Here is a 14,120-nt window from a genome sequence, read left to right on the forward strand (position 1 = left end):
CCGGGGGCCGCCCGTAGGGTGCTGGCGTGGCCGCCCCCCGTCCGCCCCGCCTCGACGCGGCCGCCGACGAGGTCGCCCGGACCGCCGCGGCGGCCGGGGACTGGGCCGCGCTGGCCGCGGCGGCGCGCCCGTGCGTGGCCTGCCCCGAGCTGGCCGCCGCCCGGCAGCACGTCGTCGTCGGGGACGTCCCCGCGGCCGGTCGCCCCCGGTTCGTCCTGGTCGGCGAGGCGCCGGGCGCCACCGAGGACGAGACCGGCCGGCCCTTCGTCGGGAGGTCCGGGGCGCTGCTCGACGAGCTGCTCGCCGAGGCCGGGCTGGACCGCGGCCAGGCCGCCGTCCTCAACATCGTGAAGTGCCGGCCACCGGGCAACCGGACGCCGAAGGCACCGGAGGTGCAGCGCTGCAGCGGCTGGCTCCGGCGGCAGCTGGAGCTGCTCGACGCCCGCGTGGTCGTGGCGCTCGGGCTGTCGTCGGCCACGTGGTTCCTCGGCCCGCGCACGGTGCTCGGGGCGGTGCGCGGCCGACCGCACGAGGTCGACGGACGCGCGGTCTGGGCCACCTACCACCCGTCGGCGGCGATCCGGTTCGGGCCGAAGGGCGCCCCCCGGGCCGGTCTGCTGGCCGATCTCACCGCCGTCGCCGAGAGCCTGCGAGGAGCCGCGTGAACCGCGAGCACGTGCTGCCCACCGTCGAGGACACCGAGCTGCTGGGCGAGCAGCTCGCCGCGCTGTTCCGGCCGGGTGACCTGGTCGTGCTGGCCGGTCCGCTGGGCGCGGGGAAGACCGCGCTCACCCGCGGCATCGGCCGCGCGCTGGGCGTGCGCGAGCCGGTCAGCTCGCCGACGTTCGTCATCGCCCGTGTGCACGGCGGCGGCCGGGTCCCGCTGGTGCACGTGGACGCCTACCGGCTCGGCGGGATGGCCGACGTCGACGACCTGGACCTCGACGTCACGGTCGCGGACTCGGTGACGGTCGTCGAGTGGGGCCAGGGCCTGGTCGAGCAGCTGGCCGACGAGCACCTCGAGGTGCGGCTGGAGCGCCGGGACGACGACGTCCGCGTCGTCACCCTCGTCCCGTACGGGCGGAGCTGGGACGAGCGGCTGGCATGACCCCCGGGGTGACCCTGGTGCAGCTGCCGGCCGCGGCGCTGCAGGCGCTGGCCGCCGGTGACCGGTCGGGCGCGGAGCGGTCCTCGGGCATCCCGCTGAGCGCCTGGTTGGCCGGCCCGGACTGCCGCTGGGTGTGGTCGCTGCGGGCGCACCAGGTGGCCGGCGATCCGCCGAGCGCCGCGTGGGTCACCGCCGTCGTCCGGGACCTCGCGACGGGCGCGGCCGTGGGCCGGGCGGGCTTCCACGGTCCGCCGGACGACGGCGGCGTGGTGGAGGTCGGCTACGCGATCGACCCGGCGCACCGGCGGCGCGGCTACGCGCGCGCGGCGCTGCACGTCCTGCTGGACCGGGCGGCCCGGGACCCGGTGGTCACCGTGGTGCGTGCCTCGGTGGCGCCCACCAACGCGGCCTCGCTGGCGCTGGTGCGGTCGGAGGGCTTCGTCCTCGTCGGCGAGCATATCGACGAGGACGACGGGCTCGAGCTGGTCCACGAACGCCCGGCCTGACCTCTCTGCGCCGGACGCATCACGCCGGCACGGGACCGCCGGGAGGGGACGCCGCACCGGCCGCCGCGGAGCCGCCGGGCCGGGGCGCACTACCCTGGGCGGTCGTGCTCGTCCTCGCGCTCGACACCGCCACCCCGACCCTGCTGGCCGGGCTGGCACGGTGGACCCCGGAGGGCACCGAGGTGCTGGCCGAGCGCGCCGTCCCGTCCGGCACCCGGCACGCCGAGCTGCTGACCCCGGCGATCCAGGTCGTGCTCGCCGACGCGGGCGTGGCGCTCGGCGACGTCGAGGCGGTCGTGACCGGCCTCGGTCCCGGCCCCTTCACCGGCCTGCGCGTCGGCGTCGTCACCGCCGCGGCGCTGGCCGACGCCCGCGGGATCCCGGTGATCGGGGTCTGCTCGCTCGACGCGATCGGGGCCGGGGAGCGCACGGTCGTCACCGACGCCCGCCGCAAGGAGGTCTACTGGGCCGCCTACGACGCCTCCGGTGCCCGTGCCGACGGTCCCGGCGTCGTCCGCCCGGAGCAGCTGGGGCGACCCGGCCCCTTCGTGGGCGACCCCGCGTTCGGCGAGCGCCTCGGCGGTCCGGTGGAGCCGGCCCAGGTGACCACCGCCGGGCTGCTGCGCGCGGCCACCGGCCAGCTCGCCGACCCGGGATCCGCCGCGCCCCTGCTCCCGCTGTACCTGCGCCGTCCCGACGCGGTGCCGCCGACGTCGATCAAGGCGGTGTCGCAGCCGTGACCGTGCGGCTGCGACCGATGCGCCTGACCGACCTGCCCGCGGTCATGGTGCTGGAGGAGGAGCTGTTCGCCCCGGACACGTGGACCCGGGCGATGTACCAGGACGAGCTGGCGCGCACCGACACCCGGCACTACCTGGTGGCCGAGGACGGCGAGCAGGTCGTGGGCTACGCGGGGCTGATCGCCTACGACGACGAGGCGCACGTCGCCACGATCGGGGTGAGCACCGCGCGGCAGGGCGAGGGGATCGGCGCCCGGCTGCTCGACGCGCTGCTGGCCGAGGCCGACCGCCGCAGCCCGGTCGTGCTGCTCGAGGTGCGGGCGGACAACGAGGTCGCGCAGGGGCTGTACCGGCGACGCGGGTTCACCGAGATCGGCCGCCGCCGCGGCTACTACCAGCCCAGCGGTGAGGACGCCGTCGTGATGAAGAGGGAGCTGCTCCGTGGCTGACGAACCGCTGGTGCTCGGGTTCGAGACCTCGTGCGACGAGACCGGCGTGGGGCTCGTCCGGGGGCACACGCTGCTCGCCGACGCCCTGGCGACCTCCATGGCCGAGCACGAGCGCTTCGGCGGCGTGGTGCCGGAGATCGCCTCGCGGGCGCACCTCGAGGCCATGGTCCCCACCGTGCACCGGGCCCTGGCCGATGCGGGGGTCTCCGCGGCCGACGTCGACGCGGTGGCGGTGACCAGCGGCCCCGGGCTGACCGGCGCACTGCTGGTCGGGGTGGCCGCGGCCAAGGCCTACGCCCTCGCGCTGGGCAAGCCGCTCTACGGGGTCAACCACCTGGCCGCGCACGTCGCCGTCGACGAGCTCCAGCACGGCCGGCTGGCCGAGCCGTCGATCGCGATGCTGGTCTCCGGCGGGCACAGCTCGCTGCTGCTCGTGCCCGACCTCGCCCAGGACGTGCAGCCGCTGGGCCGCACCATCGACGACGCCGCGGGGGAGGCCTTCGACAAGGTGGCCCGCGTGCTCGGGATGCCGTTCCCGGGCGGCCCGCCGATCGACCGCGCCGCCCGGGACGGCGACCCGGCCGCGATCGCCTTCCCCCGCGGGCTCACCGGCCCGCGCGACCCGGCCTACGACTTCTCGTTCTCCGGGCTCAAGACCGCCGTGGCCCGGTGGATCGAGGCCCGCGAGCGCGCGGGCGAGCCGGTGCCGGTGGCCGACGTCGCCGCCTCGTTCCAGGAGGCGGTCGCCGATGTGCTGACCGCCAAGGCGGTGCGCGCCTGCCGGGACCACGGCGTCGACCACCTGGTGCTCGGCGGGGGAGTGGCGGCGAACTCGCGGCTGCGGGCGCTCGCCGAGGAGCGCTGCGCGAAGGCCGGCATCGTGCTGCGCGTGCCCAGCCCGAAGCTGTGCACGGACAACGGCGCGATGGTGGCCGCCCTGGGCTCGCGGCTGGTCTCCGCGGGCGTGGCGCCGTCGGCCCCGGACCTCGGCGCCGACAGCTCCCTGCCGATCGACGTCGTCAGCCGCTGACGCCGGAGCGTGGGGTCCGCCGGGCGTCCGGGCCCCGGCCATCGGGGGTTGAGCCGCGCCGCCTGACGTGCAGCCGCCTCCTGGCGCGGCCAGCGGTCACCCGGTGCGGCTCCACGTGACGTCAGGTCACGTCGCAGACGAGTGCGGTCGGGGCGCCGGCCACGCGGGTGACGACGACGGTCGCCGTCGCGGAGCCGTCCCCGCGCAGCTGACGGGCCAGCGTCTCGGGCTCGATCGCCGAGCCGCGCTTCTTGACCACGACCCGGCCGACGCCGCGGGCCCGCAGCAGCGCCCTGAGCTTCTTGAGGTTGAACGGCAGCACCTCGTCGACCCGGTACCCGGCCGTCCACGGACCGTCGTCCGGTCGGTCGGAGGTCAGGTAGGCGATCGTCGGGTCGACCAGGGTGGCGCCGAGATCGGCGGCCACCAGGGACACCAGCCCGGAGCGGATGACCGCGGGGTCCGGCTCGTGCAGCCAGCCGCGCACCGGCCCGGGCGCGGCGGGGCCGGGGTCGGCGTCCGCGGTGAGCTCGTGGACCTCCCCGGCGCGGACCACGGTGGCCCGCCGCCAGGTCGCCGAGACGGCCGGACCCCAGAGCAGCGCCTCGACGATGGAACCCCCGACCGACACCCACTCGGCCTCGACCCCCACGGGCACCCGCTCGTGGTCCAGCCCCGGCGCCACCTTGACCACCGACGTCGGCACCTTCTCCAGCAGCGCGGCGACGGTCGACCAGGGTGGCGACCACCGGTCGGGGTCCAGCTGCCGCTTGCCGCCCGCCCGCCGCGCGGGGTCCAGGACGGCGGCGCCGCACCCGGCCACCTCACCGCCGCGGGCCGCGTCGACCAGCTCCACGGCGTCGCCGGCGACCACCCAGACGTCGTCGGCCAGGCCCAGCGCCTCGACGTTGGCCGCGGTGAGCTCCCGGGCGACCGGGTCGAGGTCGACGGCCAGCACCCGGGCGCCCGCCCGCGCCAGCGCGATCGTGTCGGTGCCCGCCGCGCACCCGAGGTCGGCGACGGAGTCCGCGCCACCGGCGAGCAGCCGGGTGGCACGGCGGGCCGCCAGCTCCGGTCGTCCGGCCTGCTCCAGCGTGTCGCCGGTGAAGAGCAACCGGTCGGCGTCGGCGCCGAACGTCGCCCGGGCCTTCTGCCGCTGGCGGGCGATGCCCCACGCCGGGCCCGCCAGGTCCGCGCCGACCTCGGCCCGCAGCCGCGTCAGCGCGGCGACGGCGTCCGTGCCCGCGTCCAGCAGGGCTGCCGCCCGGCCGAGGGCCCCCGCGCCCTCCGGCGTCATCAGGGCGCGGAGCTGGCGCACCGTCTCGGCCGCCTGGTCCTCGGTCTGCCGGTCCACCGGCACAGCCTGGCGCACGACCTCGCGCTCGCGGCGGTCACCCACCCCGGGGACCAGGTTGAGCGGCTGGCACTCTCGTAGGTAGAGTGCCAATCGACACGGGCTGGCGCCCGACCCCCGCGACGGCGGGTGCCCGGATCCCGTGCCACAGCATCGCAACACATCCCTGCCGTCCGACACCGAAGGGGGCGTCACCGACGTGACGACCGCTACCAAGGTCAGCATCAAGCCGCTGGAGGACCGGGTCGTGGTCCAGGCCAACGAGGCCGAGACCACCACCGCCTCCGGTCTGGTCATCCCGGACACCGCCAAGGAGAAGCCCCAGGAGGGCACCGTCGTCGCCGTCGGCCCCGGCCGCATCGACGACAACGGCAACCGCGTCCCGCTCGACGTGAACGTCGGCGACGTGGTCATCTACTCGAAGTACGGCGGCACCGAGGTCAAGTACGCCGGCGAGGAGTACCTCGTGCTCTCCGCCCGCGACCTGCTCGCCGTCGTGGAGAAGTGACCTCCTAGTCACCGGCTCCACGAAGCACCCACCGACCGCCCCGGGCGTCCCGATTCCTCGGGCCCCGGGGCGGTCGTCTTCGTCCAGCGACATCTGATCGGAAGGGCCCCATGGCCAAGATCATCAAGTTCAACGAGGACGCCCGCCGGGCCCTCGAGCGCGGCGTCGACAAGCTGGCCGACGCCGTCAAGGTGACGATCGGCCCGCGCGGCCGCAACGTCGTCCTCGACAAGAAGTTCGGGGCGCCGACCATCACCAACGACGGCGTCACGATCGCCCGCGAGGTCGACCTCGAGGACCCCTACGAGAACCTCGGCGCCCAGCTGGCCAAGAACGTCGCCACCAAGACCAACGACGTCGCCGGTGACGGCACCACCACCGCGACCGTCCTGGCCCAGGCGCTCGTCCACGAGGGCATGCGCAACGTCGCTGCCGGCGCGAACCCGATGGCGCTGGGCCGCGGCATGCGCGCCGCCGTCGACGCCGTGCACGCCGCCCTCGACGCCGCCGCGACCCCGGTCGAGGAGCGCGCCGCGATCGCCGGCGTCGCCACCATCTCCGCGCAGGACGCCACCGTCGGCGAGCTGATCGGCGAGGCGATGGAGAAGGTCGGCAAGGACGGCGTCATCACCGTCGAGGAGAGCAACACCCTGAACACCGAGCTGGACGTCACCGAGGGCGTGCAGTTCGACAAGGGCTACCTCTCGCCGTACTTCGTCACCGACCAGGAGGCCATGGAGGCCGTCCTGGACGACGCCCTGGTGCTGCTGGTCAGCGGCAAGATCAGCGCGCTGGCCGATCTGCTGCCGCTCCTCGAGAAGCTGCTGTCCGGCGGCGCCCGCCCGCTGCTGATCGTGGCCGAGGACGTCGAGGGCGAGGCGCTGTCGACCCTGGTCGTCAACTCCATCCGCAAGACCATCAAGGTGGTCGCGGTGAAGTCGCCGTACTTCGGCGACCGGCGCAAGGCGTTCATGACCGACCTCGCCGTGGTCACCGGCGGCCAGGTGGTCAGCGAGGACGTCGGCCTCCAGCTCGACCAGGTCGGCCTCGAGGTGCTCGGCACCGCCCGCCGGGTCACGGTCACCAAGGACGCCACGACCATCGTCGACGGCGGCGGCACGTCCGAGGCGATCGGCGACCGCGTCGCGCAGATCCGCCGCGAGATCGAGGCGACCGACTCCGACTGGGACCGCGAGAAGCTGCAGGAGCGGCTGGCCAAGCTGGCCGGTGGCATCGGCGTCATCCGGGTCGGCGCGGCCACCGAGGTCGAGCTCAAGGAGCGCAAGCACCGCATCGAGGACGCCATCGCGGCCACCCGCGCGGCGGTCGAGGAGGGGGTCATCCCCGGCGGTGGCTCGGCGCTGGTGCACGCCGCGGCGGCCATCGACGCCCTGGACCTGACCGGCGACGAGCTGACCGGCGCCCGCGCCGTCCGCACCGCCCTGGACGCCCCCGCGGTGCAGATCGCGGAGAACGCCGGGTTCGAGGGCCGCGTCGTCGTCAGCAAGATCCGCGAGGCCGGCAAGGGCCAGGGCTTCAACGCCGCCACCGGGGAGTACGGCGACCTGGCCGCCCAGGGCGTCATCGACCCGGTCAAGGTCACCAAGGCCGCGCTCGGCAACGCCGTCTCCATCGCGGCGATGGTCCTGACCACCGACTCCGCCGTCGTCGAGGCGCCGGAGGAGGAGCACGACCACGGTGCCGGTGGGCACCACACCCACGGCCACTCGCACGGCGGCCACGGGCACTCGCACTGACGGAGGACCTCCCTCCCCCCACCGCTCGCACGCTCGCGGCGGGCCCCTGAGGGAGGCCGTTCCAGCAGCGCACGACAGAGGGCCCGGTCCAGGAAGTCCTGGACCGGGCCCTCTCGGCGTTCGTGGGGAGCTAGACCCCGGCGGCCACCGCGGCCGGCTCGGCCGAGATCAGCCGCGCCCGCTCCTCCTCGCTCATCCCGCCCCAGACGCCGTACGGCTCGCGCACCGACAGCGCGTGCTTGAGGCAGGCGTCGACGACCGGGCACTTCGCGCAGACGGCCTTGGCCGCGGCCTGCCGCCGCGCCCGGGCCGGCCCGCGCTCGCCGTCGGGGTGGAAGAAGAGGGACGTGTTCTCGCCACGGCAGGCGCCGTGGAGCTGCCAGTCCCAGACCTCGGCGACGGGCGTCGGGAGTCTGCGGATGTCGGCCATGTCTCCTCCAGGGCTTCGATCGCGCCGGAGGGGCTCCCGGCTGCAAGGGCCCGGTGCCCGAGGCCCCCCATGGTCAAACACGCGGTGATCGCAACTTTTCGCCCCGACGCCCGTTCAGGGGACCTCACCCCCGGGGGTGAGGGCGGCTGTTGCCCGCTCCTGGACTCGATCAAGGTGGGACGGAGTCGTGCCGAATCCGGGAGGGGGAGAAACCCGGATCCCCGGCGCGACCAGCGCGAAGGCGGCGGGCTCCCCACCCGGGGAGCCCCCGCCGGAGCGACCCCCGACCGGGTGGGACCCGGACGGTTCGGCCCCGGCAGCGCGTGTGCCGGGCGGAGCGAGGAGCAGGCGTGATCGACGACAGGATGCGTGCGGGCGGCACCAGCGGTGCCACCGTGTGGGTGTACGACGAGCGCCGGCGGGTCCGTGACGACGTCGCCTCGCGGCTGGTGGCCCTGCCGTTCGTCGGCCGGGTCGAGGTGGTGGGCGACCCCGCGTCCCTGCTGTCGCGCCTGGCCACCCGCACCCCGGACGTGCTCATCGTCGGCACGCAGCGCGCCGTCGACACCGGGCTGACCGCCGCCACCCAGGCGCTGCGGGCCAACCCCGGGCTGCCGGTGCTGGTGCTCGGTGCGCCCGACGACGCCGAGAGCGTGCGGGCCGCCGTCGCCTTCGGTGCCCGCGGCTACCTGCGCTGGGACGCGACCCCGGTCGAGATGGGCCTGGGCCTGTCCCGCGTCGGGCTGCGCCCGGAGGGCGCCCGGATCCCGCAGCAGGTGGGTGCCGGTGCCCCTGCGCACGCCTGGAGCGGGGCCGCACCCCTGGCCGGCTCGGCCCCGACCACCGTCCGCTCGACGGTGCGCGACGCGGCTCCGGCGGTCGCGCTGTCGATGCGCGAGATGCAGGTGCTCACCGGTATGAGCCAGGGCAAGAGCAACGCCCAGATCGGCCGGGAGCTCTACCTGTCCGAGGACACCATCAAGACCCACGCCCGCCGGCTGTTCCGCAAGCTGGGTGCCAAGGACCGCGCCGAGGCGGTCGCCATCGGCTTCCGCCGCGGCGTCATGAGCTGAGTTCCGGCCAGGACCGGCTGAGGGCCCTCTCCCGCTCGGGAGAGGGCCCTCAGCACGTTCCGGGCGCCCTCAGACGCGGGTGTTCCGCTTGACCCAGCCGTAGGCCGCCGTCGCCACGAACAGGACGACGCCGACCACGAGCAGCCGGAACAGACCCTCGACGACGGCGCCGATGATCGACCCGGCGGCCAGGAATCCGCGACAGCCGCCCGATCGCGTCGAGTGGGGCCCGGAGGGTTCCGCGCAGGCGCGAAGGACGCGCTCAGCTCGCCAGGGGGACGGCTCCTGGCCGCGGTGTCGTCCGGAGGACGACGAGGTGCTCAGTCGTCGCGGGAGTGCTTGCCGCCGGCGCCGTGGCGGCCGGTGGGCTCGTCGCGCTCGGCGAGCGCGGCCACCCCGTCGGCGTAGCCGCTGGCGTAGTCCCAGCTCACGTAGTCGTCCGGGTTGGGGTCGAACGGCGGCTCGTGCCGGCCGGTCTGGCCCTCCTCGAGCAGCTGGCGCAGGTTGGCCTGCATCAGCGCCCAGTCGACGTGGTGCTCCTCGTCGCAGTCGGGGCAGTCGACGACGATCCCCTTGACGCCGGTGGGCTCCAGCAGGGTGCGGAAGACCTCGAGCTCGGCGAGGTCGTCGAGCACGCCCGCCCGCTCCTCCATGGTCAGCGGCGGCGGGGCCGGCCGGTCGCCGCCGAAGTCGGGGCCGGCGGAGCCGAAGTCGAACCCGGAACCGTCGTCGAACGCAGACACGTGCCCACGGTAGCCCTCCGGGCAGGCGGCACGACCCCCCTCGGCTGCCGCCGCCTACGATCGAGGCGGACTTCCTGCGCCCGGTGGGGGTGCCGGCCGGAGTCCCACGGCGATCCTGGAGGGGTGGCGGCCCACATGCAGCCCGAATTCGTACCCGAGCTGCCGGCGAAGTTCGCCCCGCTCGGTCTCACCTACGACGACGTCCTGCTGGTACCCGGCGCCTCCGACGTCGTCCCGGCCGAGGTCGACACCAGCAGCCAGGTGACCCGGCGGATCCGGCTCGCCGTGCCGCTGCTGTCCAGCGCGATGGACACCGTCACCGAGGCGCGCATGGCGATCGCCATGGCCCGCGTGGGCGGCATGGGCGTCCTGCACCGCAACCTCGCCGCGGAGGACCAGGCGGGCCAGGTCGACCTGGTGAAGCGGTCGGAGTCGGGGCAGATCACCAACCCGGTCACCTGCTCGCCCGACAACACCCTGGCCGAGGTCGACGCGCTGTCGGCCCGCTACCGGATCTCCGGCGCCCCCGTGGTCGACGCCGACGGTGTGCTGCTCGGCATCGTGACCAACCGCGACATGCGCTTCGAGACCGACCAGAACCGGCTCGCCCGCGATGTCATGACGCCGATGCCGCTGGTCACCGCGCCCGTGGGCGTCGACGCAGACACGGCGCTGGCGCTGCTCAGCAAGCACAAGGTCGAGAAGCTGCCGATCGTCGACGACGCCGGCCGGCTGCGCGGGCTGATCACCGTCAAGGACTTCGTCAAGCGCGACCAGTACCCGAACTCCACCAAGGACGCCGACGGCCGCCTGGTCGTCGGTGCCGCGGTCGGCGTGGGCGAGGACGCCTACAAGCGCGCCGGCCTGCTGGTCGAGGCCGGGGTCGACATCATCGTCGTCGACACCGCCCACGGGCACCAGCGCGCCGTGCTGGACATGGTCGCCCGGGTCAAGAAGGACTTCGGCGGCGACAACGGCGTGGAGGTCATGGGCGGCAACGTCGCCACCCGCGCCGGTGCGCAGGCGCTCGTCGACGCCGGGGTCGATGCGGTGAAGGTCGGCGTCGGCCCGGGCTCCATCTGCACCACCCGCGTGGTCGCCGGCGTCGGCGTCCCCCAGGTCAGCGCGATCTACGAGGCGTGGCTGGCCGCCGGACCGGCCGGCGTCCCCGTCGTCGCCGACGGCGGCCTGCAGTACTCCGGCGACATCGCCAAGGCCCTCGTGGCCGGCGCCGACACGGTGATGATCGGCGGGCTGTTCGCCGGCGTCGAGGAGGCCCCGGGCGAGCTGGTCTTCATGAACGGCAAGCAGTACAAGACCTACCGCGGCATGGGTTCGCTGGGCGCGATGCAGAAGCGCGGCAACCAGTCGTTCAGCCGCGACCGCTACTTCGCCGACGACGTGCTCTCCGACGACAAGCTCGTCCCCGAGGGCATCGAGGGCCAGGTGCCCTACCGCGGCCTGCTCGCCGGCGTCGCCCACCAGCTCGTCGGCGGCCTGCGCGCCTCCATGGGCTACGCGGGCGCGGCCACGATCACCGACCTGAAGGAGCGAGGTCAGCTGACCCGCATCACCTCCGCGGGCCTGGTCGAGAGCCACCCGCACGACATCCAGATGACCGTCGAGGCACCGAACTACCGGGGACGTTGATGAGCGCGCGCGACACCGTCGAGATCGGGCTCAACCGCTTCGCCCGCCGCGGCTACGACCTCGACGAGGTCTCGATCGTCCCGTCCCGGCGCACCCGGGACGTCGACGACGTCTCGACCGCCTGGCAGATCGACGCCTTCCGCTTCGGCATCCCGCTGGTCACCAGCCCGAGCGACGCCGTCGTCAGCCCGGCCACGGCGATCGCCGTCGGCGAGGCCGGCGGCCTGGGCGTGCTCAACGCCGAGGGCCTGTGGACCCGCTACGACGACCCGGAGCCGGTGTACGCCCGGCTGCGCGCGGCCGCCGGCGACGGGCCGCCCCCGGTGTCGCTGCTGCAGGAGGTGTACTGCGAGCCGGTCAAGCCGGACCTGATCACCGCCCGCATCAAGGAGATGCGTGACGCCGGGGTGACGACGGCGGTCCGCGTCTCGCCGCAGCACACGCTGCAGCTGGCCCCGACCGTGCTGGCCGCGGGCGTCGACCTGCTGGTCATCCAGGGCACGATCGTCTCCGCGGAGCACGTCACCACCCAGGGCGACGCGCTCAACCTCAAGGAGTTCATCGCCGACCTCGACGTCCCGGTGATCGTGGGCGGCGCGGCGAACTACCAGACCGCGCTGCACCTGATGCGCACCGGCGCGGCCGGCGTGATCGTCGGCGTCGGCGCCGACAGCTTCTCCGCGAGCGACACGGTCATGGGCATCCGCGTGCCGCTGGCCAGCGCGATCGCCGACGCCGCCGCGGCCCGCCGCGACTACCTCGACGAGACCGGCGGCCGCTACGTGCACGTCATCGCCAACGGCCGGATCGAGACCAGCGGCGCCATCGCCCGGGCCCTGGCCTGCGGTGCCGACGCCGTCCAGCTCGGCGAGCCGCTGCGCATCGCGGCCGAGGCCCCCGGCGGCGGCATCTGGTGGGACTCGGTCGCCGCCCACCCGCGGCTGCCGCGCGGCGCGACCTCGGCCCCGGTCGAGCCGGCCGGCTCGCTGTCGCAGGTGCTGCTCGGCCCGGCCGAGGCCGCCGACGGGCGCACCAACCTGTTCGGCGCGCTCGCCCGCACGATGGCCAAGACCGGCTACCGCGACCTCAAGGAGTTCCAGCGCGTGGATCTGGTGATCGGCGGGTCCGGCGACTGATGGACTTCCCCACCGTCCTCGTCGTCGACTTTGGCGCGCAGTACGCCCAGCTCATCGCCCGGCGGATCCGCGAGGCCGGCGTCTACTCCGAGATCGTCTCCTCCGAGGTGCCGGCCGAGGAGATCGTGGCCCGCAAGCCCGCTGCGATCATCCTGTCCGGCGGCCCGTCCAGCGTGTACGCGCCCGGGGCCCCGCAGGTCGACCCGACGCTCTTCGAGTCCGGCGTCCCCGCCTTCGGCATCTGCTACGGCTTCCAGGCCATGGCCGCCTCGCTCGGCGGCACGGTCGCCCGCACCGGCGACCGCGAGTACGGCGGAACGCCGCTCACCGTCACGACGCAGGCGCGCCTGTTCGGCGACCTGCCGATCGAGCAGAACGTGTGGATGAGCCACGGGGACGCCGTCGCCGCGGCGCCGCCCGGCTTCACCGTCACCGCCACCTCGACCGGTGCGCCGGTGGCCGCGTTCGAGGACGTCGACCGCAAGCTGGCCGGCGTCCAGTTCCACCCGGAGGTGCGGCACACCGCGCACGGGCAGACGGTGCTCGAGCACTTCCTGTTCGACATCGCCGGCCTCGAGCCGACCTGGACGATGGCCAACGTCGTCGAGGAGCAGGTCGAGCGGATCCGCGCGCAGGTCGGCGAGGGGCGGGCGCTGTGCGCGCTGTCCGGGGGAGTGGACTCCGCCGTCGCCGCCGCGCTCGTGCAGCGCGCCATCGGTGACCGGCTCACCTGCGTCTACGTCGACCACGGGCTGATGCGCGAGGGCGAGACCGAGCAGATCGAGCGCGACTTCGTCGCCGTCACCGGCGTCGACCTGCGCGTCGTCGACGCCCGCGAGCAGTTCCTCACCGCGCTGGCCGGGGTCAGCGACCCCGAGGAGAAGCGGAAGATCATCGGCCGCGAGTTCATCCGGGTCTTCGAGCAGGCCGCGCTGGACGTCGTCGGCGACGCCAAGGCGCACGGCGACACGATCGACTTCCTGGTGCAGGGCACCCTCTACCCCGACGTCGTCGAGTCCGGTGGCGGCACCGGGACGGCGAACATCAAGAGCCACCACAACGTCGGCGGGCTGCCCGAGGACCTGCAGTTCACCCTCGTCGAGCCGCTCCGGACCCTGTTCAAGGACGAGGTCCGCGAGGTCGGCGTCCAGCTCGGCCTGCCCGAGGCGATGGTCTGGCGGCAGCCGTTCCCGGGCCCGGGTCTGGGCATCCGCATCGTCGGTGAGATCACCCAGGAGCGGCTGGACACGCTGCGCAAGGCCGACGCCATCGTGCGCGCCGAGCTCACCGCCGCCGGCCTGGACCGGGAAATCTGGCAGTGCCCGGTGGTCCTCCTGGCCGACGTCCGCTCGGTCGGCGTGCAGGGCGACGGCCGCACCTACGGCCACCCGGTCGTGCTGCGGCCGGTGTCCAGCGAGGACGCCATGACCGCCGACTGGACCCGGCTGCCCTACGACGTGCTGGCCCGGATCTCGACCCGCATCACCAACGAGGTCGAAGAGGTCAACCGCGTGGTCCTCGACGTCACGAGCAAGCCGCCCGGCACCATCGAGTGGGAGTAAGGACCCTCCTGCCCCCCAACCCTCGCTGACGCTCGGGCCGGGTCCCTGCAGGAGGGCCGCTCCAGCACGTCACC

General features: G+C 74.7%; 15 protein-coding genes. 12 read left to right on the forward strand and 3 right to left on the reverse strand.

Going from position 1 to position 14,120, the window contains the following annotated elements; translation table 11 throughout:
- Positions 1–26 precede the first annotated feature (26 nt).
- The 6 genes from DQ241_RS03905 to tsaD all read left to right on the forward strand — a co-directional run bounded on the left by DQ241_RS03905 (position 27) and on the right by tsaD (position 3,833).
- A complete protein-coding gene (locus DQ241_RS03905) occupies positions 27–665 on the forward strand; it encodes a uracil-DNA glycosylase (protein ID WP_113828775.1) in 639 nt (212 codons plus the stop codon).
- A complete protein-coding gene (gene tsaE, locus DQ241_RS03910) occupies positions 662–1,108 on the forward strand; it encodes a tRNA (adenosine(37)-N6)-threonylcarbamoyltransferase complex ATPase subunit type 1 TsaE (RefSeq protein WP_113828776.1) in 447 nt (148 codons plus the stop codon). Before DQ241_RS03905 ends, tsaE begins: the two co-directional genes overlap by 4 nt.
- Entirely contained in the window at positions 1,105–1,614 is a 510-nt protein-coding gene (locus DQ241_RS03915) for a GNAT family N-acetyltransferase (protein ID WP_113828777.1), read from the forward strand. The genes tsaE and DQ241_RS03915 overlap by 4 nt, the downstream gene beginning before the upstream one ends.
- Before the next feature lie 104 nt (positions 1,615–1,718).
- The gene (gene tsaB, locus DQ241_RS03920; RefSeq protein ID WP_113828778.1) at positions 1,719–2,354 is read left to right on the forward strand and encodes a tRNA (adenosine(37)-N6)-threonylcarbamoyltransferase complex dimerization subunit type 1 TsaB; all 636 of its coding nucleotides are present in this window, start codon (positions 1,719–1,721) and stop codon (positions 2,352–2,354) included.
- A complete protein-coding gene (gene rimI, locus DQ241_RS03925; RefSeq protein ID WP_233492183.1) occupies positions 2,351–2,803 on the forward strand; it encodes a ribosomal protein S18-alanine N-acetyltransferase in 453 nt (150 codons plus the stop codon). The genes tsaB and rimI overlap by 4 nt, the downstream gene beginning before the upstream one ends.
- A complete protein-coding gene (gene tsaD, locus DQ241_RS03930) occupies positions 2,796–3,833 on the forward strand; it encodes a tRNA (adenosine(37)-N6)-threonylcarbamoyltransferase complex transferase subunit TsaD (protein WP_113828779.1) in 1,038 nt (345 codons plus the stop codon). Before rimI ends, tsaD begins: the two co-directional genes overlap by 8 nt.
- Before the next feature lie 121 nt (positions 3,834–3,954).
- Here the strand turns inward: tsaD and DQ241_RS03935 are convergent, their stop codons facing one another.
- A complete protein-coding gene (locus DQ241_RS03935) occupies positions 3,955–5,187 on the reverse strand; it encodes a class I SAM-dependent methyltransferase (RefSeq protein ID WP_233492184.1) in 1,233 nt (410 codons plus the stop codon).
- 199 nt (positions 5,188–5,386) lie between these two features.
- On the opposite strand from DQ241_RS03935, the gene groES reads away from it, so the two are divergent.
- Together groES and groL are read left to right on the forward strand one after the other, a co-directional pair.
- The gene (groES, locus tag DQ241_RS03940) at positions 5,387–5,695 is read left to right on the forward strand and encodes a co-chaperone GroES (protein ID WP_014377938.1); all 309 of its coding nucleotides are present in this window, start codon (positions 5,387–5,389) and stop codon (positions 5,693–5,695) included.
- A 110-nt stretch (positions 5,696–5,805) separates the two neighbouring features.
- Positions 5,806–7,452: a chaperonin GroEL gene (gene groL, locus DQ241_RS03945; RefSeq protein WP_113828780.1), complete on the forward strand. Its 1,647-nt coding sequence runs from the start codon at positions 5,806–5,808 to the stop codon at positions 7,450–7,452.
- 130 nt (positions 7,453–7,582) lie between these two features.
- Here the strand turns inward: groL and DQ241_RS03950 are convergent, their stop codons facing one another.
- On the reverse strand, positions 7,583–7,882 hold the full coding sequence (locus DQ241_RS03950; protein ID WP_113828781.1) for a WhiB family transcriptional regulator: 300 nt from the start codon (positions 7,880–7,882) through the stop codon (positions 7,583–7,585).
- 365 nt (positions 7,883–8,247) lie between these two features.
- Here DQ241_RS03950 and DQ241_RS03955 point away from each other — a divergent pair, with 365 nt between their 5' ends.
- Positions 8,248–8,955, forward strand: coding sequence for a response regulator transcription factor (locus DQ241_RS03955; RefSeq protein ID WP_199584077.1), 708 nt, complete (start codon positions 8,248–8,250; stop codon positions 8,953–8,955).
- A gap of 320 nt (positions 8,956–9,275) precedes the next feature.
- Here the strand turns inward: DQ241_RS03955 and DQ241_RS03960 are convergent, their stop codons facing one another.
- Entirely contained in the window at positions 9,276–9,698 is a 423-nt protein-coding gene (locus DQ241_RS03960; RefSeq protein WP_113828783.1) for a DUF5319 family protein, read from the reverse strand.
- Positions 9,699–9,833: 135 nt separating this feature from the next.
- Between DQ241_RS03960 and guaB the strand changes: the two genes are divergently transcribed.
- Genes guaB through guaA form a run of 3 tightly spaced genes read left to right on the forward strand, consistent with a single transcriptional unit; the run spans position 9,834 to position 14,046 of the window.
- The gene (guaB, locus tag DQ241_RS03965) at positions 9,834–11,348 is read left to right on the forward strand and encodes an IMP dehydrogenase (RefSeq protein WP_113828960.1); all 1,515 of its coding nucleotides are present in this window, start codon (positions 9,834–9,836) and stop codon (positions 11,346–11,348) included.
- Positions 11,348–12,484, forward strand: a complete 1,137-nt coding sequence (locus DQ241_RS03970) for a GuaB3 family IMP dehydrogenase-related protein (protein WP_113828784.1) — start codon at positions 11,348–11,350, stop codon at positions 12,482–12,484. Before guaB ends, DQ241_RS03970 begins: the two co-directional genes overlap by 1 nt.
- The gene (gene guaA, locus DQ241_RS03975) at positions 12,484–14,046 is read left to right on the forward strand and encodes a glutamine-hydrolyzing GMP synthase (protein ID WP_113828785.1); all 1,563 of its coding nucleotides are present in this window, start codon (positions 12,484–12,486) and stop codon (positions 14,044–14,046) included. The genes DQ241_RS03970 and guaA overlap by 1 nt, the downstream gene beginning before the upstream one ends.
- The last annotated feature ends 74 nt before the right edge of the window (positions 14,047–14,120 follow it).

Origin of the sequence: Blastococcus sp. TF02A-30 (assembly GCF_003319185.1) — a bacterium.
Classification (GTDB): Bacteria; Actinomycetota; Actinomycetes; order Mycobacteriales; family Geodermatophilaceae; genus Blastococcus.